Origin of the sequence: Natronomonas gomsonensis, assembly GCF_024300825.1 — an archaeon.
GTDB lineage: Archaea > Halobacteriota > Halobacteria > Halobacteriales > Haloarculaceae > Natronomonas > Natronomonas gomsonensis.
The window spans coordinates 1,477,092-1,495,977 of the sequence record NZ_CP101323.1 but is presented as its reverse complement, the minus strand read 5'-3'; the positions used below and the strand labels follow the sequence as shown (position 1 = coordinate 1,495,977).

General features: G+C 65.2%; 24 protein-coding genes and 1 tRNA gene. 17 read left to right on the top strand and 8 right to left on the bottom strand.

Annotated features, from left to right (window positions below):
- The first annotated feature begins 32 nt into the window (after nt 1–32).
- The 6 genes from coaBC (at nt 33) to NMP98_RS19660 (ending at nt 5,235) form a co-directional block, all read left to right on the top strand.
- A complete protein-coding gene (coaBC, locus tag NMP98_RS08215) occupies nt 33–1,190 on the top strand; it encodes a bifunctional phosphopantothenoylcysteine decarboxylase/phosphopantothenate--cysteine ligase CoaBC (protein WP_254861028.1) in 1,158 nt (385 codons plus the stop codon).
- A gap of 3 nt (nt 1,191–1,193) precedes the next feature.
- Nucleotides 1,194–1,649, top strand: a complete 456-nt coding sequence (locus NMP98_RS08210; protein WP_254861027.1) for a type IV pilin domain-containing protein — start codon at nt 1,194–1,196, stop codon at nt 1,647–1,649.
- A 43-nt stretch (nt 1,650–1,692) separates the two neighbouring features.
- Nucleotides 1,693–2,175 (top strand): hypothetical protein, encoded by a 483-nt coding sequence (locus NMP98_RS08205; RefSeq protein WP_254861026.1) that lies wholly within the window; start codon nt 1,693–1,695, stop codon nt 2,173–2,175.
- Nucleotides 2,172–3,944, top strand: coding sequence for a hypothetical protein (locus NMP98_RS08200; RefSeq protein WP_254861025.1), 1,773 nt, complete (start codon nt 2,172–2,174; stop codon nt 3,942–3,944). The genes NMP98_RS08205 and NMP98_RS08200 overlap by 4 nt, the downstream gene beginning before the upstream one ends.
- 44 nt (nt 3,945–3,988) lie before the next feature.
- Nucleotides 3,989–4,558, top strand: a complete 570-nt coding sequence (hpt, locus tag NMP98_RS08195; protein WP_254861024.1) for a hypoxanthine/guanine phosphoribosyltransferase — start codon at nt 3,989–3,991, stop codon at nt 4,556–4,558.
- Nucleotides 4,559–4,734: 176 nt separating this feature from the next.
- Complete coding sequence (locus NMP98_RS19660) at nt 4,735–5,235, top strand: DUF8106 domain-containing protein (protein WP_497007563.1); 501 nt, start codon at nt 4,735–4,737, stop codon at nt 5,233–5,235.
- Here NMP98_RS19660 and NMP98_RS08190 read toward each other — a convergent pair.
- The 4 genes from NMP98_RS08190 to NMP98_RS08175 all read right to left on the bottom strand — a co-directional run bounded on the left by NMP98_RS08190 (nt 5,232) and on the right by NMP98_RS08175 (nt 7,163).
- Complete coding sequence (locus NMP98_RS08190; protein WP_254861023.1) at nt 5,232–5,432, bottom strand: hypothetical protein; 201 nt, start codon at nt 5,430–5,432, stop codon at nt 5,232–5,234. The genes NMP98_RS19660 and NMP98_RS08190 overlap by 4 nt on opposite strands.
- A gap of 268 nt (nt 5,433–5,700) precedes the next feature.
- A tRNA-Met gene (locus NMP98_RS08185) sits at nt 5,701–5,775 on the bottom strand.
- Between the two features lie 60 nt (nt 5,776–5,835).
- Entirely contained in the window at nt 5,836–6,375 is a 540-nt protein-coding gene (locus NMP98_RS08180; RefSeq protein ID WP_254861022.1) for a GtrA family protein, read from the bottom strand.
- Nucleotides 6,375–7,163 (bottom strand): glycosyltransferase, encoded by a 789-nt coding sequence (locus tag NMP98_RS08175; RefSeq protein ID WP_254861021.1) that lies wholly within the window; start codon nt 7,161–7,163, stop codon nt 6,375–6,377. The genes NMP98_RS08180 and NMP98_RS08175 overlap by 1 nt, the downstream gene beginning before the upstream one ends.
- Before the next feature lie 95 nt (nt 7,164–7,258).
- On the opposite strand from NMP98_RS08175, the gene NMP98_RS08170 reads away from it, so the two are divergent.
- Nucleotides 7,259–9,514 (top strand): DUF2298 domain-containing protein, encoded by a 2,256-nt coding sequence (locus NMP98_RS08170; RefSeq protein WP_254861020.1) that lies wholly within the window; start codon nt 7,259–7,261, stop codon nt 9,512–9,514.
- A gap of 139 nt (nt 9,515–9,653) precedes the next feature.
- Here the strand turns inward: NMP98_RS08170 and NMP98_RS08165 are convergent, their stop codons facing one another.
- A complete protein-coding gene (locus NMP98_RS08165; RefSeq protein ID WP_254861019.1) occupies nt 9,654–9,923 on the bottom strand; it encodes an HAH_0734 family protein in 270 nt (89 codons plus the stop codon).
- Nucleotides 9,924–10,052: 129 nt separating this feature from the next.
- Between NMP98_RS08165 and NMP98_RS08160 the strand changes: the two genes are divergently transcribed.
- Genes NMP98_RS08160 through NMP98_RS08130 form a run of 7 tightly spaced genes read left to right on the top strand, consistent with a single transcriptional unit; the run spans nt 10,053 to nt 13,255 of the window.
- Nucleotides 10,053–10,334: a 50S ribosomal protein L44e gene (locus NMP98_RS08160; protein WP_156710118.1), complete on the top strand. Its 282-nt coding sequence runs from the start codon at nt 10,053–10,055 to the stop codon at nt 10,332–10,334.
- Between the two features lie 3 nt (nt 10,335–10,337).
- Nucleotides 10,338–10,511, top strand: a complete 174-nt coding sequence (locus NMP98_RS08155; protein WP_254861018.1) for a 30S ribosomal protein S27e — start codon at nt 10,338–10,340, stop codon at nt 10,509–10,511.
- Between the two features lie 56 nt (nt 10,512–10,567).
- Nucleotides 10,568–11,368, top strand: a complete 801-nt coding sequence (locus NMP98_RS08150) for a translation initiation factor IF-2 subunit alpha (RefSeq protein ID WP_254861017.1) — start codon at nt 10,568–10,570, stop codon at nt 11,366–11,368.
- Nucleotides 11,369–11,548: an RNA-protein complex protein Nop10 gene (locus NMP98_RS08145; RefSeq protein ID WP_156710115.1), complete on the top strand. Its 180-nt coding sequence runs from the start codon at nt 11,369–11,371 to the stop codon at nt 11,546–11,548.
- 50 nt (nt 11,549–11,598) lie between these two features.
- Nucleotides 11,599–12,348 (top strand): proteasome assembly chaperone family protein, encoded by a 750-nt coding sequence (locus NMP98_RS08140; RefSeq protein ID WP_254861016.1) that lies wholly within the window; start codon nt 11,599–11,601, stop codon nt 12,346–12,348.
- A gap of 47 nt (nt 12,349–12,395) precedes the next feature.
- Nucleotides 12,396–13,055, top strand: coding sequence for a J domain-containing protein (locus NMP98_RS08135; RefSeq protein ID WP_411911623.1), 660 nt, complete (start codon nt 12,396–12,398; stop codon nt 13,053–13,055).
- Nucleotides 13,052–13,255, top strand: a complete 204-nt coding sequence (locus tag NMP98_RS08130; RefSeq protein WP_254861014.1) for a hypothetical protein — start codon at nt 13,052–13,054, stop codon at nt 13,253–13,255. The genes NMP98_RS08135 and NMP98_RS08130 overlap by 4 nt, the downstream gene beginning before the upstream one ends.
- Before the next feature lie 7 nt (nt 13,256–13,262).
- Here NMP98_RS08130 and NMP98_RS08125 read toward each other — a convergent pair whose 3' ends face one another.
- Complete coding sequence (locus NMP98_RS08125; protein WP_254861013.1) at nt 13,263–14,036, bottom strand: DUF7839 domain-containing protein; 774 nt, start codon at nt 14,034–14,036, stop codon at nt 13,263–13,265.
- Between the two features lie 80 nt (nt 14,037–14,116).
- Here NMP98_RS08125 and NMP98_RS08120 point away from each other — a divergent pair, with 80 nt between their 5' ends.
- The gene (locus NMP98_RS08120; RefSeq protein ID WP_254861012.1) at nt 14,117–14,809 is read left to right on the top strand and encodes a metallophosphoesterase; all 693 of its coding nucleotides are present in this window, start codon (nt 14,117–14,119) and stop codon (nt 14,807–14,809) included.
- On the opposite strand, the gene NMP98_RS08115 is transcribed toward NMP98_RS08120, so the two are convergent.
- The gene (locus NMP98_RS08115) at nt 14,810–16,069 is read right to left on the bottom strand and encodes an FAD-dependent oxidoreductase (RefSeq protein WP_254861011.1); all 1,260 of its coding nucleotides are present in this window, start codon (nt 16,067–16,069) and stop codon (nt 14,810–14,812) included.
- A gap of 115 nt (nt 16,070–16,184) precedes the next feature.
- Between NMP98_RS08115 and NMP98_RS08110 the strand changes: the two genes are divergently transcribed.
- Both NMP98_RS08110 and NMP98_RS08105 read left to right on the top strand, forming a co-directional pair.
- Nucleotides 16,185–17,363 carry a threonine synthase gene (locus tag NMP98_RS08110; RefSeq protein WP_254861010.1) on the top strand — a complete coding sequence of 393 codons (1,179 nt, stop codon included), beginning with the start codon at nt 16,185–16,187 and terminating at the stop codon, nt 17,361–17,363.
- A 94-nt stretch (nt 17,364–17,457) separates the two neighbouring features.
- Nucleotides 17,458–18,123, top strand: a complete 666-nt coding sequence (locus NMP98_RS08105; protein WP_254861009.1) for a LysE family translocator — start codon at nt 17,458–17,460, stop codon at nt 18,121–18,123.
- On the opposite strand, the gene NMP98_RS08100 is transcribed toward NMP98_RS08105, so the two are convergent.
- Nucleotides 18,118–18,816, bottom strand: coding sequence for an HD domain-containing protein (locus NMP98_RS08100; RefSeq protein ID WP_254861008.1), 699 nt, complete (start codon nt 18,814–18,816; stop codon nt 18,118–18,120). The genes NMP98_RS08105 and NMP98_RS08100 overlap by 6 nt on opposite strands.
- Nucleotides 18,817–18,886: the final 70 nt, after the last annotated feature.

Sequence of the window (18,886 nt, the reverse complement as noted above, 5' to 3'; positions counted from 1 at the left end):
GGTTTTTATTCGGGGGCGTCGAACATCCGCCGATGCTCGATGGTGTCAACGTCGCGCTCGGGGTGTCGGGTTCCATCGCGGCGGTGAAGACGGTCGAACTGGCCCACGAACTCCGACGGCAGGGCGCCGACGTGCGCGCGGTGATGACCGACGCGGCGACCGGTATCATCCACCCCTGGGCCCTGGAGTTCGCCACCGACAATCCGGTCGTCACCGAAATAACGGGGTCGGTCGAACACGTCGAGTTGGGCGGGTACGACGGGTGGGCCGACGTGTTGCTGCTGGCGCCGTCGACGGCCAACACCATCGGAAAGGTCGCGAGCGCCGTCGACGACACGCCCGTGACCACGACCGCGACGACCGCTCTGGGTGCTGACCTCCCCGTCGTCGTCGCCCCGGCGATGCACGCGCCGATGTACGACCACCCCGGCGTCCTCGATGCCATCGAGACGCTGGAGTCGTGGGGCGTCGACTTTGTCGACCCGCGACTCGAAGAGGGGAAAGCGAAGATAGCGACCGAGGAATCCATCGTCCTCGACGTGGCCCGCGCGACCGGCGAGAACCCCCTCGCCGGGCAACACGTCGTCGTCACCAGCGGTGCGACGAGCGAGTCCATCGACCCGGTCCGGGTGCTGTCGAATCGGTCGTCGGGTCGGACCGGCCGGGCGGTCGCGAAGGCCTGCTACGTCCGCGGTGCCGAGGTGACCGTCGTTCACGACGGCCCGGATTTACCGTACGCCGACGTCATCGAGGTCGAAAGCGCTGCCGAAATGCTCGACGGCGTCCGCTCGGTCGTCGACGATGCCGACGCGCTCGTCTCGGCGGCCGCAATCAGCGACTACACCGTCGAAGCGGCGCCCGAGAAGATACGCTCGGGTCAACAGTTGTCGCTGGACCTTGAACCGACGCCGAAACTCATCGATACGATTCGCGCCGACTACCCGGAGCTACCCATCGTCGGGTTCAAAGTCGAAACGTCGGGCGACGACGACGCCCTCGTCGAGAAGGCCCGCGAGACGCTCGAACGGGCCGACCTCGCCTTCGTCGTCGGCAACGACGCGAGCGTGATGGGCAACGACACCAGCCGAATCCTGCTGGTCCGGCCGGATTCCGTCGCCAGCCACCGAGGCAGCAAGACCGAAATCGGCGGGCACATCGCCGATGCGCTCGCGGCCGAGTTGACCGAGTGAGCAGTGCTCGAACGAGGACTTTTGCTGGTCGGTGGTGAACGCGCAAGCGTGTTCGACGACCGCGCACAAAACGAGGTGACCGGAATGGTCGTCATCGTCGGCTTAGCGGTCATTCTGTCGCTGTTCTTCGGGTTCGTCGTCTTCCAGAACTTCACGACGCCCGGCGACGACGTTCCGAAGGTCGCCTTCGATTACATCCACGACGAGGTGGCCGGGGAACTCACGATTACCCACGACACTGGGGACTCCTTCGCCGCCGATGAGGTGTTCGTCCTCGTCCGCGACGCCAACGGGAGCGTCACCGGCACCCGGGCGTGGGGTGGCACCGGAACAATCAGTTCGGGAGATTCTATCACCGTCAACGGGGTCGAACGCGGTGCGAGCGTTCGCATCGTCTGGGTAGCGGGCGCCGGCGAACGGACCTACGTCATCGGTCGGTGGGACGGGTCGAGTTCGTAGTCGCTCGGAGTTTTTATACCGGCAGGACCGCTTGGGGGTATCGATGCGCTCGGACCGAGCCGTCGTCGCAGCCACTATCGCCGTCGTCATCGGCGTGTCCGTGGCGTCGGGACCACTCGTCGGTCTCTCGCTGACCGACGAGCAGTCGTTCGCTCCGGGGTCCGGAACCGCGAACGTCACCGTCGAGACGGTTCCCGACACCGCGACGCTCACGCAGTCGAACTACGGCTCCGGTCCCTACACCCTCCGTCTCGACCCCGCTCGGATTCGCGTCTCGACGGTGTCCGGCCAACCCACAATCGCCTACGAACTCGCTGTTGAGGGTTTGAACCACTCCCGAACGAGCGTCACGTTCCTCGACGATGGCTACGAAGGCCGCTATGACCTCGCCTTTTCGCCCTCCACGATAGCGCCGGACCGAGTCGACGAAACGCGATACGACGGGATGGTTCGGGTCTACGTCTACGACGAGCGGAGCGACCGACTGCTCGTCGAGCGTAACGTCACTATCGAGGTGAAACGGTGAAACGACGGCTCCGACGGTTCGGCCGTGCCGTCCTTGGCGACCGATACGGTGTTATCCTCCTCCTCGCGACGCTTTCGGTGTACGCCGTTTACTGGCGAATCGGCATCGTCATCACGGACAGCTACACAGTCGCGAACGCCCTCGTTGCGGTCGCTGACGGGCATCTATATCTCGACGAGGCCGTCTACGGGGCTGGTCTCGAAACGCCTGGAACCGGGACGGTCGACGGACGGCTGTATGGCCGCAACTACGGGCAGGTGTTTCTCGCCGTGCCGTTCCTGTTGTTCGTCGAGGCGATGGCCGCCGTCGCCGATCTCCGGGTCGCGCTGGCGGGCATCTGGGCACTCCTCGTCGTCGGCCTCGCTCGCTTGGTCGGGCAGGAACTGGCGTATCCGAAACACGCTAACTACGCCGGAAGCGTCCTCGCACTAACCGGATTTGTCATCATCATCGTCGGGGCGACGGCCATCGACGCCGACCGCCACTACCTCATCGCACTCCAGATGCAGACGATGGTCGCTGCCGCACTCGTCGGTGTCGTCTGCTATCGCCTCCTCGCGCGCGCCTACGACCGTCGAATCGGCTTCGCCGCCGGATTCGCCGCGAGTTTGGCGACTCCCGTCGGCTTCTGGGCACAGTTCCCGAAGCGCCACGTCCTCGTCACGCTGTGCGTCGTCGCTTCGATGTACCTCCTGTATCGGAGTCGCGAGGGCGACGCCGTCGACGTTCGGTTTCGCGCCGCCGCCTACGCACCGGTCGGCGTCGCGGCATGGGTCAGCGCGGCCGAAGGGATGATTCTCCTCCTCGCCGTTCTCGCGGTCGACGTGCCGACGGCCGGCCGAAACCTCCGGTCGCTCGCGACCGCCGGGGCGACGTGTGTCGCCGCCGTCGTCCCGATGTTCGTGACGAACTATCTCATCAGCGGCAACGCTGCACAACCTCCACGGGTGCTCAGCGCCGGCGGGGATGGGAGTCTCGCTCGCAGGGGTGACTCGGCGGCAGGCTCCGGTTCCGACTCCGTTGACGCCTTCGCCGGCGCCCTCGATGTCGTCCTGGGATTGTACCGCAGGGGCGTCCGGACACTCGTCGGCGAGTCCGGACGGCTGTATCACACCTTCGTTCGAGGAGGCTACATCGCCGACGTTGCAGCCCGTGACGCCGGCGAAGCGATTCGACTCGCCTTTCTCGAAGCGATGCCGCTGGCGGCGGCGTTGCTCGCTGTCCCCATCATCGCCGTTCGGACGGACCTCCGCGCTGGCCTTCGGTCGGTCCTCGAACGCCGCCGACTCTCGGCGATTGGCACCGTCGACGCCTTCGTCGCCGTTTACGCCATGGCGTTGACGCTGGTCTATCTCCCGCGGCTCCCGCTCCATGCGACCATCACCGTCCGGTATCTCATCGCGCTGTTCCCTATCGCTATCTATGCCCTCGTGCGGATGGAGTCCGTCAGGCGCGTTCTCTCGGAACGGCTTGTTCTGCTCGGGTTCACCTACGTTTCGGGCATCCTCGTCGGCGGCCAACTGCTCGTCGTCTACCTGTGGGTCGTCGATGCGACCCGGGGTGAGGCGGTCCAGACTCACGCCCTCGTCGGTCTCGGCACTGCCGGCCTGCTGGCGACGTGGGTACTCTTCGACGCCACCGGCCGCCGTGCGGACCGCGTCGGTGCCGTCGCATTTGGCCTCGCGGCCGCCTCGAGTACCGTTTTCCTCGTTCTCGCAGGACTGTGGCACTTCGCCTTCGTCGGTGGACGCGCACTCCCGTTCGGGTAAATCGCTATCGTCAACTTTTACCGCTCGCTTCCAGTACGGCGGACATGGACCAACTTCGGCAGTCGTTGCTCGAAGCGCCGATTATCGAGAAGGAGGGGTATCACTACTTCGTCCACCCCATTAGCGACGGCGTCCCAATGCTCGAACCGAGCCTCCTGCGCGAAATCGTCATCAAAATCATCCGCAAGGCCCAACTCGAAGACGTCGACAAAATCGTCACGCCCGCCGCGATGGGTATCCACATCTCGACGGCCGTCTCGCTGATGACCGACATCCCGCTCGTCGTCATCCGAAAGCGGGAGTACGGACTCGACGGCGAGACGCCGTTGTTCCAAGAGACCGGCTACTCCGAGAACCAGATGTTCATCAACGATGTCGAAGCCGGGGATAACGTTCTCGTCCTCGACGACGTGCTCTCGACGGGTGGCACCCTCACCGCTATCTGCGGCGCCCTCGAAGATATCGGCGCCGACATCGTCGACGTGGTCGCCGTCATCAAGAAGGTCGGCGGCGAGAACAAACTCGAAGACTCTCCCTACACCGCCAAGACGCTCATCAACGTCGATGTCATCGATGGCGAGGTCGTCATCGTCGACGAAGACGGCGATTACTAACCACTTTTTATTTCACCGGGTTCGCGTTCGGCGAACCACTCTGCTCACGGCGGCGGAGTCACCGTTCGCACGGTCAGCGGAACCAGAAGTCCCGTTCGATTCGGCAAAACGTGGAGAAAACGACTCCCTCTGTAGAGCGGCCAATAGACCTGTGAATCGGGTGAATATATCTCCGAATGGAGGGTCTTGTTGAGTTCTGTTACTCACTTGCTCACAAATTTGTGGGGGTGAAAAAACGAGCGAGGTATACCGGTACGAAACGACCAAAATACATGGTCAGTAGTCCCAAGCAGACAACCGATTCTCGAATCGAGCAGGATGCTTCTCCGAAGGGGGAGCTCTTTTGTCCGAACTGCAGTCACCAGAGTCAGTATGACGGTGACTGGAATGTCGTTACGAGTGGCCAGTGCTCCCGCTACCTTTGTCCAGACTGTCGAACAGAAATCACGTCACGACCTCCCCCGGAAACGCCCGTTCACCGTTCTCCAACTATGGCCCTTGGCAGACGTGGCAGACAAACATTCGGCTGCTGCAAAAAATATTCCGGATATAGACGATGCTTTCTTCTCAAAAAGGCAGTTAGATGTCCTGTATCGACCGATTTGTGGAAGGCTCCGATTACAGACGATTTCGGAGAGAACCCGCTAAAAGAGTCGGTCAGTAAACCTACTTACTAACCGCTTGAGCCCCTTTCAGACCAGTACAGGAAAACGCCACTAGCGAGAAGCAGGGTTCCGAATATCAGGCTAAATACCCCATCGGGAAACATTTGTGAGAAACCAAAAATCGGGTCCGTAAGGAGTATCATGCCGATGATGAATAGCGATAGGGACGGTGCGTTTCCTTTGATTACCTGTCGGAGGTCCTCCGCCATGGCGGCGTACTATCCTCTCGCTGATAATAAGTTAACACACTATCTGTCCGCCCCAGCCGAATTCGAGTATCGGTGAGCGCGGAGCGCTCACGGTTCTACCGCGCCGAACGAACTGAGGTGCGGGACCGAAGGCCTGACGTGTCTTTTTCATCGAAGTGGTTCGAGAGTCGCCTCTGGTGACTCTCGTCATCTAGCGAATCGCCAGCGGCGATTCGCATGGATTTTGCCGGCGTGCAGAAAGCTCGTCGTGCAAAACGTTCGGAGAAGATAGCGGGAGGTAGATTTGAACTACCGATCTCCGGGTTATGAGCCCGGCGGAATCTCCTGGCTATCCCATCCCGCTACATCTTCGTACTTGGGTCCGACCATTAAGGGTTGTGATGTGCGTGCCGTCTGTGGAATCCTACCGCGAGTCGTGGACCCGCCAGGTGATGAGACTCTCGGCGACGTAGTTCAGCGTCATCCCCACGCCGATGCCGATGACGTTCGCGACGGTCGGCCAGAGGTTTATCCCGCCGACGACGAGTCGAACGTCGGTCCACGAGGTGAGGAAATACAGGACGCCGAAGGCCACCGAGAGGCCGCCGAGGCGGACGGCGTGAGATTTCGCGTAACGCCGTATCAACGAGCGAACACCGCTGTCGCCCTCGTCGGCGAACGTCCAGCGGTCGTTGAGGAGGAACATCAGGGTGATGGATGCCTCGGCGCCGACCGCCTTGCCGGCCAGCGGTGGGGCCGTCAGTCCCGCGATGATGCCGGAGGTCAACAGGGCAACGATGACGGTTTCGAGTCCTGCCCCGGCGACGCCGACGGAGACGAACTGGCCGATTCGCTCGGCGGCGACGAGGGCGCGAAGTCGGCCCTGGATGCGCTGAAGCAGTCCATACTCTTCGTCTGCCGTGCTCGGCTCGTCGTCTGGGGTGTCAGACTCCGCTGTCGTCATCACTGGCCGTGTCCTCCTCGACCCTCGTTGGGACGGTCGACGAGCGCCGTCTCGTCCCGTGTCGCGGCGATTGCGTCGTGAAATCTACTGTCCTGAATCCGTTTCGAGCGGTGGCGTGCGGTCAACAGCGCGGCCCCGAGGTCGACGGCCGTCGAGAGCGGGTCGACAGTCGACCCCGGTTTATCCTCCCACTCGATTGGGACCTCTTCGACGTCTAATCCGAGCGCGGCGGCCATCGCGAGCAGTTCTACGTCCCACGCGAAGCCGGGTTCATACAGGTGGCTGCGAACCGTCTCCCACGCCTCTGCGGTGATGGCTTTCGCGCCACATTGGTAGTCATAAAGGTCGGCATCGAGCAATCGGCGGGCCAGCCACGCGAAACCGTCGCCGAGATAGCGCCGGGCGAGGGTCTGGTGGCTGGTGACCGTCGCATCGGGGTGGCGGCGTGACCCCGCAGCCACGTCCGCATCGTCGAGTGCGCCGACGATGCGGCGCAGTTCGGTAGCGGCGGTGCTTCCGTCGGCGTCCGCGAATGCGAGGCGGTCGGTTTCGAGCGCCTCGAACCCGGCGGTGATGGCGGCGCCCTTGCCGCGTCGGTACGGCACCGCGTTGGTTTCGACGATTGGAATACCGAACCCGGCGATGTCCTCTAACACGGCCGGTCGTGGATCGTCGATTTCGACTCGCAGCACGTCCGGCTGGAGTTCCTCGGCAACCGCACGGAGGTACGCTTCGAGGCGGCGGCGGTCGGGGCGGAAGGCGGGGACGACGACCCCGAGCGTTGACATACCCCTCTCTCGCGCCCGGGCGATGAAAAACCGTTCGGCTCGTTCGAATCCGGACTCCACAAGAGGTATAGGGGCTCACGTCCGCCGTACGGATGATGGAATACGGGCTCGTCGCGCTCTGGCTCGTGATGTATCTCGCCGTCGGTCTCGCCGCCCTGCCGCTGTCCGGGGCGTTGTTTTCACGGTTTCACGACGGCGGTGCCGCGTTCGCGATTCCGGTCGGTCTCGCGACCGTCGCCGTCGTCGGCTATCTCGTCGGACACGTCGCTTTCGGCTGGCCCGCGCTTCTTGTGGCTCTCGCGGTTCTCGTTCTCGCAAGCGCCGCACTTCGGGACTACGCCGACATAGACGAGCGCGCGTTCGCCGAGGCCGCCGCCGTGTTCGCGGTCGCGTTCTGTTTCGTCGTCGCGATTCGGTCGGTGTCACCGGCCATCGCACCGCTGCCGCTGTCGACCGGCGAGAAGTTCCTCGATTTTGGACTGCTCCGGACGCTCCTTCAGGCCGGGACGCTCCCACCGGAGGACATGTGGTTCGCCGGCGAGTCGGTGCGATATTACTACGGCGGCCACATGCTCGCCGCGCTGTTGACGCTGTTCACCGGAACCGCGCCCCGGTTCGCCTACAACCTCGCGTTGGCGGGGTTTTACGCGTCGCTCGTCACCGGCGCCTACGGGCTGGCCGGGGCTATCGCGGCGAACCACGACGCTCCACGTCGGCTCGCGGCGGGATTGGGAGCGTTCTTCGTCGGCGTTGCCGGCAACCTCGAAACGACGGGGCGGATGTTGGTGTGGCTCCTCCCGGATTCGGCCGTCGTCGCGGCGACCGACATCCCCGCCGACGCGGAGGTGCTGTCGTGGACACCGAGTGATTTCTCCTACTGGGACTCGAGCCGCGTCATCGACGGCACAATAAACGAGTTCCCGCTGTTCGCGTGGCTCAACGGCGACTTACACGCCCACATGATGAGCACGCCGTTCCTGCTTCTCGCCGCGGCGCTGTGTTACAGTTACTGGCGAACGCCCGAAACTGAACGGACGCGCCGTCGGCTCCGATTGGCCGCCGTCGTTCCCATCGCCGGGCTGCTCGCGATTGTCAACACGTGGTCGTTCCCCACCGCAGGCGGGCTGGTTCTTTTGACCGTCGCGTTCGCACCGTCCGACCCGGCGACCCTGCTGCCCGCTTCGGTGGCTGCTCGGCTTCCGACCCGGTCGGGACTGGCCGAAGAGTTCCGACGGGACGGCCTCGCACTCGCCGTCGCCGTCGTGGCCCTTCTGCTCGCTGGCCTTCTGGTGTTGCCGTTCTGGCTCGGCAGCGCCTCCTCTCGCGGTGTCGGACTGTTCCCGCCACGGAGCGGACTCGGGCCGCTGTTGCTCGTCCACGGTGGGTTCCTGCTCGTCTTCGCGCCGTATCTCGCTGGGCGGCTCTCGAAACCCCTTGAGGGGATTCCAACCGACAGGGGCGTCGCCGTCGTCGGCGGAACCACACTCCTCGCTTTCGGCGTCTGGTTCGCCGGGTTCGCCGCGCTCGCGCTGTTCGGGCTGCTACTGGCGGTCGCGTGGCTGTTGCTCCGAATCCGGACCGATGTGGGCTTCGAGACGCTGTTGATGCTCGCCGGCTTCGGGCTCGTCCTCATCGTCGAGTTCGCTCACGTCGTCGAACCGCAGTATCAGGGGTCGAACCTCGAACGCCTCAACACGGTGTTCAAGACGTACATGCAGGTATGGGTACTGTGGGCGCCGGCGGCCGGCGTCGCGCTGGCACGGCTTTTGGACCCGGCCGAAGCACTCTCCTCGGTCGACAGTTCGGCGTGGCGAACCGCGGGCGTCGCCGTCGCCTGCGTCGTTCTCCTGACGACGGGGCTGTATGCGGGGTTCGCCGTGCCCTCCCACTTCGAGGGCGAACCGGTCGGCACCGATAGCCCGACGCTGGACGGCACCGCCTACACGCACACCGTCTTCCCCGAGGAGGCCGAGGCGATCGAGTGGCTCGACGCCCGCGAGGGGCAACCGACAATCGTCACCGCGGCGCCTGGCGGATACTGGTGGCGACCGGAGGAGGGAGACGGCGCCTCCGCGCCGGCGAGTCTCACCGGTAATCCGACGGTACTGGGGTGGTTCCACGAGGAGCAGTACCGCGGCGAAGCGGCCTACGAGAAGCGACTCGGAGACGTGACGACGATTTACGAGGGGTCGACGGACGAACAGACCGAACTACTCGACCGCTACGGGGTCGAATACGTCTACGTCGGTCCTGCCGAACGCGCCCGCTACGATGTGACCATCGAGGAGCATCCGGCACTGGAAGCCGCCTTCCAGCGCGGTGACGTGGTCGTCTACGAAGTTCGGCGCTGACGTGGGGGTATCGAACAGGCGGCGTCGTATCCGACGGCCGGCCGCGCGGTATCCGAATGGCCGTCGGTGGCTACTCAGCGCATACGCGGCGTGGCCGCGTTCTCGTATATAAATCGTCGGAGGAAGGGTCGTGGCCGACTCAGGACGTCGCCGGTTCGGCCTTTGTTTTGATGACTTCGACGGCATCGGCGTCGACGTTGTCCACGTCGAGGTGCATCGGGACGAAGTTTCGCTTAGCGAAGTCCTCGCGTTCGGCTTCTTTGCCGATAGTACACCACAGCTGGACGCGGTCGGGGCCGTGCCACTCGCCCTGCCGGGAGATGCCGAAGCAGACGTACTCCTCGCCGTCGTAGTCGATGACGGCGCCCTTGCGGATGCCGGGGTCCCCGCGGATGATGAGCCGCTTCATGGGCGGGCCTTCGTGAGAGTTCGGGTTAAGCGCTTCGAAGCCCCCACGCATCGCCGACCGTCTGTGGGCAGCCGTTCGGCCGCAAAACCAAACCCGTTTTAACCCACGACGCGTTAGCCGTCGATAACTATGGAAATGCCACGCCGGTTCAACACGTACTGTCCGCACTGCAACACCCACCACGAACACGAGGTGGAGAAGGTCCGAACGGGCCGCTCCTCGGGGACGAAGTGGGACGCCCGCCGCACTCGGCGCGGGAAAGCCGTCATCGGCAACGCCGGGCGGTTCTCGAAGGTGCCCGGTGGCGACAAGCCCACCAAGAAGACGGACCTCAAGTACCGCTGCAGTGACTGTGGCAAGGCCCACCTCCGCGAAGGATGGCGTGCCGGCCGACTCACCTTCCAGGAGTAAACGATGGCAGGAAACTTCTTCCGCGTCCAATGTGGGGACTGTGAGAACGAGCAGGTCGTCTTCGGCAAGGCCGCAAGCACCGTCACGTGTGCGGTGTGTGGCTCGACGCTCGCGACGCCGACCGGCGGCGAGGCAGACATCCTCGGCGAGGTCGTCGAGACCGTCGAAGCGCGATAGACGGCAACCGGCGGGCGAACGGTGCTTTTATTCTCGTCAGACGGGTAGCGAAGGGTATGAAATACAGTGGCTGGCCTACGCCGGGAGAACTCGTCGTCGGACGCGTCGACGAGATCGAGGATTTCGGCGTGTTCGTCGACCTCGAAGAGTACGAAGACAAACGGGGGCTGGTCCACGTCAGCGAGGTCGCCTCCGGGTGGATCAAGAACGTCCGCGACCACGTCAACGAGGACCAACTCGTCGTCTGTAAGGTACTGGAAGTCGACGAGGACGCCCAACAGGTCGACCTCTCGATTAAGGACGTCAACGACCACCAGCGCTCCGAGAAGGTCCAGGAGTGGAAGAGCGAACAGAAGGCCGACAAGTGGATGGAGCTGGCCTTCGGCGAGGACGTCGAAGACGAGACGTTCCGCGACATCGCAAACGAACTCATCGACGTTCACGGCTCGCTGTACGCCGGCTTCGAGCAGGCCGCCATCCACGGCCCCGAGGCCCTCGAGGGAACCGACCTCTCGGATGCGGAACTCGAGGCCATCGTCGAGACGGCCCGCGAGAACGTCTCCGTCCCCTACGTCACCGTGACGGGCTACGTCGACCTCGAAGCCCCCGGCACCGACGGCGTCGAGGACGTTCGCGAGGCGCTGAAAGCCGCCGAGGGCAACGGTGAAGTCCCCGACGAGGTCGAACTCGACGTGACCTACGTCGGCGCACCGGAGTACCGCATCAAGGTGAAGGCGCCGAACTACAAGACTGCCGAGACCCAACTGGAGGAAAGCGCGACACGGGCCAGCGAGGCCATCGAGGCCGTCGGCGGCACCGGCGAGTTCCACCGTGAGCGCCGCACCGACGAGGAGTAGATGAAAGCCGACATCCGGGTGTGTTCGGCGTGGGAGACCGAACACGACCGGCCGGTGTACACGCTCGGGGAGCAGTGTCCGGAGTGTGGTGCCGACGCCGAAAACAGCGCGCCAGCCCCGTTCTCGCCGGAGGACCCCTACGGGGAGTACCGGCGGCGGGCACGGCGCCGGCGTTCCTGAACCGTCGACTATCGCCGCGTTCTTAAGTCGGTGGACCGCCAGTGAGTCGCATGGACGAGTTCGACATCGAGCGACCTGCCGACCCCGATTTGGACGACCCGGTGTTGATAGAAGGGCTCCCGGGCGTCGGCCACGTCGGCAAACTCGCCGCCGAACACCTACTTGAGGAGTTCGACGCCGAGTTGGTACGCCGGGTGTACTCCGAGCACTTCCCGCCGCAGGTAACCGTCGAGGACGGCAAGACGACGCTGGCGTGTGCGGAGGTCCACGCCATCCGCGACGCCGGCCACGACATGCTGGTGTTGACCGGCGACCACCAGGCCGGCGACGGTCCCGGCCACTACCGCCTCGCCGACGCCTTCCTCGACGTGGCGGCGTCCTTCGAGACCGACCGCATCTTCGCGCTGGGCGGCGTCCCGACCGGGGAGTTGGTCGACGAACCGGATGTGGTCGGGGCGGCGACGACTGACGAGTTCATCGAGGACCTCGAAGGCGTCGGCGTCGAGTTCCGCGAGGACGAACCCGCCGGCGGTATCGTCGGCATTTCCGGACTCCTCCTCGGATTGGGCGAGCGCCGCGGCTACGAGGCCGCCTGTCTGATGGGCGAGACGAGCGGCTATCTCGTCGACCCCAAGAGTGCGCGTGCAGTGTTGGAAGTTCTCCAGGAGGCCGTCGGCTTCGATATCGGCTACGACTCCCTCGAAGAGCGCGCCGAGGAGATGGAAGAGGTCGTAAAACGCATTCGGCAGATGGAACAGGGCGCCGCCCCGAGCGACGAGGACCTCCGGTACATCGGCTGATTCTCGCCACGATAACCGCACGGTTTGCCGAATCCCAACACGCTCTTATGGTATTCTCCCCTAGAGTGGGTGTGGTCGTCGAATCGCTACTCGGATTGCCGCGATGGCTCCTCCTCGGCGTGTCCGTCGGCGCGCTCGTGAGCCTCGTCGTCGCGGCGACGTTCGTCGTCGCCTCCCGGATGTTCCCGGACGGCAACGAGAGCCGGTCGACGTGGCCCTCCAGCGAGGGCCGCCGTCGCGCCGAAATTCGACGCTATCTCGACGCTATCGGCGAGCGCTTCGCCGAAGACACCCGTGCCCACGGTGAACCGGTCGCCTTCTATCTCCCCCACCGTGACGTGGCCGTCACGTTCGACGCACGCACGTTCTACGCCCTGGAACACACCTCGACGTACGCCATCCTCATGGAACACGAGATGCCCGGCATCGCACTCGGCAACCGACTCCCCTTCGAGACGCCCGACGTGGAGTTCGGCGACACCGGCCGCGGTTCCGGACGCCGCTCGCACCGCTCGAACCGGAGCGTCGACCCGGCGGAGACTGCCTACGCCGTCCTCGGACTCCCGAGTGGAGCCAGCGAGGACGCGGTCCAGCAGGCCTATCGCCGCCGCGTCAAGGAAGTCCACCCCGACCAAGGCGGTGACGAGGCCGAATTCAAACGAGTCCGTGAGGCGTACGACACCGCCAAGCAACACGCCTCGTCGTGACCCGAGTTCCCATCACGGAGACGGTCGTCGAACAACTCCGCGAGGTACTGGACTCGGGTCGACTGGACGCCCCACACAACTGGATGGCCGCACAGTTCGCGGCACAGGACCTCGGCCACGAGGAACTGGCGACGTTCATCTACGAAGCCGACGCGGCGACGTACTACGAGGCCGTCGAACGGGCACAGAGCGACACGTAGTAGCGTTCTACACGTCGTCGACTTCGTAGGCCAATCCGGCGTCACGAAGCGCGTCGGTGACCCGTCCGGCGAGGTCGGTTGTGGCGACGACGACCACGTCGAGGCCACGGCCTGCGGCGTCGGCGGCGACTTCGCCGGCCGCAAAGGTCACGTCGGCGTCGACGCCGGAATCCCGGAGGGCGGCGACGGCCTCGACGCCAGCGGCGGCGACCACGTCGGCGGCGTCGGCGGCCGCTCGAAGCGACTCCGACCCTGCCGGCGTCCCCGACCGAATCGGTGCGACCTGAAACACCGTCACTTCGCCGGGTTCGAGGTCGATGATGCCGGCAAAGCCGGTGACGCCGACCACTTCGCTCTCGCCCGCGTCCGTCGTGGCGACGCCGGTGGCAGGGCCCTCCTCGCCGGGGGCGGCGTGGAGGAGGCCGTCCTCGATGAAAAGCGACACCGAGTCGCCGGATTCGATGTCGGCGGTGGCGAGGGCGGCGTCTTCCTGCATGCTCCCGAGTACGTCCTCGGTGACGTGGTCGGCGAAGCGGCGCACGTCGGAGGCCTGCTGGAACAGCCAGTCGACGCCCTGCTTGGTGACGCGGTACCGCGAGCGGGCCTCCTTCTCGACGAACCCCTCGTCGACGAGTTCGCGGATGTACTCCGAGACGGCCTGACTCGTCACGCCGACGGCGTCTGCGATTTCCCCCTGATTGACCGCCGGCTGGCGGTCCGCTATCTCGACGAGAACGCGGAACTTCGTCGCCGAGCGCTTGTTGTCGAGGACATCGACCATACCGGTCTCTCGGGACGATTATTTATAAACCCCGGCGACACCCCCGCCAGCGCTTTGCCGCCGCCGACCGTACGGCCGACATGGAGTTCGAACCGCACGACAGAGCGGTGTATTTGCCGGCCGCCGACGTGCTCGTCTGTGCGGACCTCCACGTCGGCCGCGCCGCCACCTCGAACGTCGAGTGGGGGCTCGGAGAACACGCACACACGACCCTCGTCGAGCGGTTCGAGGCGCTGCTTCAGCGGTTCACCCCGTCGGAAGCCGTAATAGCCGGCGACGTGCTCCACGCCTTCAATAGCCTCCCGCGAGGCACGGCTGAGACGGTTCAGGAACTCCAGGGCGTGGCGGAGGCGGCCGAGACCCGACTCCTCGCCACGCCGGGCAACCACGACACGATGCTTGAGGAACTGTGGGACGGCCCGATAGCCGAGGAGTACCGCCTCGGCCGCGTCGTCGTCATTCACGGCCACGAACGACCGGAAACGGACGCCGACTGCTACGTCGTCGGCCACGACCACCCGACCATCGAAATCGAGGGACAACGCTGGCCCTGTTTCCTGTACGGTCCCGAACAGTACGGCGATGCGGACGTGTTGATGCTACCGTCGTTCAGTCGGTTGCCGGCCGGCGTCGCCGTCAACGGAATGACCGCAAGCGAATTTCAATCGCCGTTCGTCACCGATGCCGACGGACTCCGTCCCGTCGTCCGCGACGAGGACGCCGACGAAACCCACGAGTTCCCGCCGCTCGGGGAGTTCCGCCGACTGCTGTAGTCAGTCCTCGTTCGCGAGAACCGCGTCTGCGGCCCGCTTTCCGCTCTCCAAGGCGCCTTGAATCGACGACCACCGGGTGTAGTCGCCGGCGAGGTACACCGGTCCCTCCGGGGCATCGGCGGTGGGGAGCGACGAGCGGAACCCCGGCTGTTGGGCGAACTGTGCGAACTCGATTCGGTCGACGGCGACGCCTTCGAGTTCGCCGAAGTGGTTCTCGGGATACCACGAATCGAGGGACTCCCGAACCGTCTCGATGAGTTCTTGGTCGCTTTCGTCCTGTTCGCCGAGGTACGTCGCGCTGAGGAGGTCACGGCCCTCGGGTGCGTACTCCGGGGCGGCGGCTGACATCGGCGCAACGGTGTTCGGACGGTCGTCGGCGGCGTTGAGAAGGATGCGTGACCCGGTGTCCAGCGTCTGGTGGTCCGGCACCGAACAGTGGACGGTGACGCAGGCTTTCGCCTCCGTGGGCGTCTCGATTCCCGTCAGGTCACCGGCCGACTTCGGGTCCGTGGCGACGATGACGGCGTCGGGTGAGCGGTGTTCGTCGTTCGTCTCGACACTCACGCGGTCCTCGTCGGCATCTATTCGGCTCACTGCGTCTTGGGTTTCGATAACCGCACCCGCTGCCTCCACCCGCTTCCGGAGTTGCGCCGGAATCGCACCCATCCCTGCCGCGGGAACGACCGTCTTGCCCTCCGAGAGCGCCTTGAACGTGTACTCGAAGACGTGACTCGACGTCGACAGCGAGCGGTCCAGCGTGATGCCACCGTAGAAAGGTGCCGCGAAGTTCTCGACGAACGCCTTCGAGAAGCCCTGCCCTGCGAGGTACTCCCGTATCGAGGCGTCGTCGCCGTCGAACAGCGTCTCCCACTCGCGACGCTTCAACTCCCGCTGGAGGCGAAACAGGCGGAGTTTGTCGCCCGTCCGAACGTCGCGGTTCAAAAGCGTCGGCACCGCCGCAGTCGGTTGGCCGAGCGGGTCCGACAGCGTCGAGCGGTGGTTCGGCCGGGCGATGGTCGCGCCGGGGGCGAAGCGCCGGAGGTCCAGCGCGTCGAGGTCGAGTTCGCGTCGAGCGGCGGGATAGGCGGAGAACAGCACCTGAAAGCCGCGGTCCAGCGTGAACCCGTCGACGGTTCGGGAGCGAACGCGGCCGCCGACTTCCTCGCGTTCCTCGAACAGTTCGACTTCGGCGCCCGCCTCCGCGAGGCGTCGGGCGGCGACCAGTCCGGCGAGTCCGCCACCGGCGACGACGACGTGCATACCATCGAATTCGACCGGCCACCTCAAACGCCTTTCCGTCCCGACACCGCGAGTGAGGGTGGGTCCGTCTGACCGGGAAGGACAGGGCTTTGCCACCGCCGTCCAAACTTCACGTATGACGAGTTTCGAGGGCTTTCGCTGTACTGACTGCGGTGAGACGGTCGACGACGAGGCTCCGACCCGATGCCCCGACTGCGGCGGGACGCTCGATGCGACCTACGACTACGACGCCGCCGAGTTGAGTCGGGAGACGCTCGCCGGCCGCACCGGCGCGTGGGCGGCCCGCGAACTGTTCCCGGTCGTTCCCGACGGAATGGGCGAGGGAGCGACGCCGCTGGTCGAAGCCCCACGGCTAGCCGAGGAGTTGGGCGTCGATTCGGTCTACATCAAAAACGAGGCCCACAACCCGACTGGAACGGTGACCGACCGCGGTCTCGCCGTCGTCGCCGAGGCCGCCAACCGGGCCGACGCCGATACGCTCGCCTTGCCAACGACGGGCAACGGGGGACAGTCCGCTGCGGCCTACGCCGCCCGCGCCGGCCTGCTCTCGCGGGTGTTCGTCCCCAGTCGCGCGAACTTCATCAACAAGGCGATGATAAACGTCCACGGCGGCGACATGCGCGTCGTCGAGGGGCGCTTCGACGACGCCCGCGAGACCTACGAGCGCGAACGCGAGGAACTGCCGGCGGCCGACGAAGAGGAGTGGTTCCCCGCCGCCGCCTTCGACTCGCCGTTCCGCCACGAGGGACTGAAATCGGTGTACCACGAACTCGCAGAATCCCTCGATTGGACGGCTCCCGACGCCGTCGTCGTGCCCGTCGGCCACGGGGCTACCGTCTCGGGGCTCTGGAAGGGTGCCCGGGAGTTCGACGAACTCGACCTCGTCGACGGTACGCCCCGTCTGTACGCCGCCCAACCGGACGGCTGTGCGCCCATCGTCGAGGCCGCAGAGAATGGCGACGACCCCGAACCGTGGGAGTACCCCGACACCGTCGTCGGCAGTCTCGAAGTGCCCGACCCCGCCGGCGGACTGCCCGCCGTCGAGGCCGTCCGCGCCAGCGGCGGGTCGGGCGTCGCCGTCGACGACGAAGACCTCCTCGACAGCGCCGCGACGGTCGCCCAACACGAGGGACTGGAGGTCAGCGTCGCCTGCGGAGCGGCCGCCGCGGGTGCGTGGGACCTCGCTGACACCGGCGCCTTCGATTCCGACGACACCGTCGTCCTCCTCAACACGGGAACTGGAAACAAAGACGCCGACATCGTCCGCAGTCGACTCATGGGTCGGGGGATGTAGGCGCTCGCTGGCGACCGCGGTACTCGTCGCCAGAATCGTGTCACGAACTCTCATCACGCCACGCTTTTGTTTAGCGGCGTGATACTGCAGGGAGATGACTCTCCTTTCGACGCTTTCGGCGGGCGTGCTGTTCGGGTTGGCGTTGGCGGCGCCGCCGGGGCCGATGAACGCCGTCATCGCCGAGGAGTCGGTCCTGCGGGGGTGGACCGCCGGGTTCCGCGCCGGACTGGGCGCGATGACCGCCGACGCCGTCTTCCTCGGATTGGCGCTGCTCGGCGTCGTCGCCGCTATCGAGGAGATGCCGACGCTGCAGTCGGTCATGGTCGGGGTCGGTGGGCTGTTGATGCTGTATTTCGCCTACGGCGCCGCCCGCGGCGCACAGGAGAGCTTTCGGGCCGCCGAGACGCCCGGCGACGAGGATAGCCGTGGCTTCTCGAAGGCGTTCATCCTCGCGTTGACGAATCCCTATCAGATACTGTTCTGGGTCACCGCGGGCACGGCGCTTCTGACACCCGGAACCGTCGACGTGCTGTCGTACGCCAGCGAGGCGCTTGCCGGCCTCGTCGTCGTCGAGACCGGTAGTCCGGTCCTGTTAGCCGGCCTGTTCGGCGGTATCGGCGTCTGGATAACTGGCTTCCCCGCGACGCTTACGGCCGCTCGACAGCGCATGGAGTCGCTGGCGCCGGCTATCGCCTACGGGAGTGCGGTCGTACTCGCTGGGTTCGGCGTGTACTTCCTCGCCGACGCCCTCTTTTTATAAGAGGTCAGTGTTTGGGTCTGGTGGCTCCATCTCGGCGATTTCGCCTTCGAGCCACTCCTTGAACCACCGAACGCGTTTGATTCGCTGGTGGGCGATGCTCTCTGCGGTGTCCGAACGGACCCGGGAGATGGCGTCCTCGCCGCGTTCGAGGACGCGTCCGACCATCTCGTTCGCGTCCATGTGGGTTCGGGCCTCGTATCCCATCCGAAGCAACATCAGCGTCGTTCCGTTGGCGCCGACCTTATCGAGGAGGTCGGCTTCCATGAGACACTGGGTCTCGAGTGGGACGTTTTCGAGGTCGCCCTCATAGGAGTGGGTCTCGACGGCGTCACACACCTGCTCGATGAACGATTCGGGGTAGTCGGTCCGCGAGCGGAGGTACTCGCAGGCGACGCGAGCCCCCGCCTCGGCGTGGACGTCTTGGTCGGCTTCGAGTTTCGCGATGTCGTGGAACAGCGACGCGACGCGGGTCACGTCGACGTTCGCCCCCTCCTTTTCGGCGATTTCGATGGCGAGTTCGGTCACGTTGAGGATGTGGTTGTACCGGTACTCCGCGGAGTGCCACGGGTACCACCGCATCCGTCCTCCCTCGTCTTCGCCCTCGACGCTCGCCGCGAGGTAGTCGTGGACGAACTGCTTCATCTCCTCGAACTCGTCATCGGAGACGGGCGATTCCCTTATTTCAACACCCATGTATCCCCCTCCGAACGAAAGAGTCGAATGCGTCGGTCATCTTGCCCGAAAAAAGGCAGGTTCGACTCTT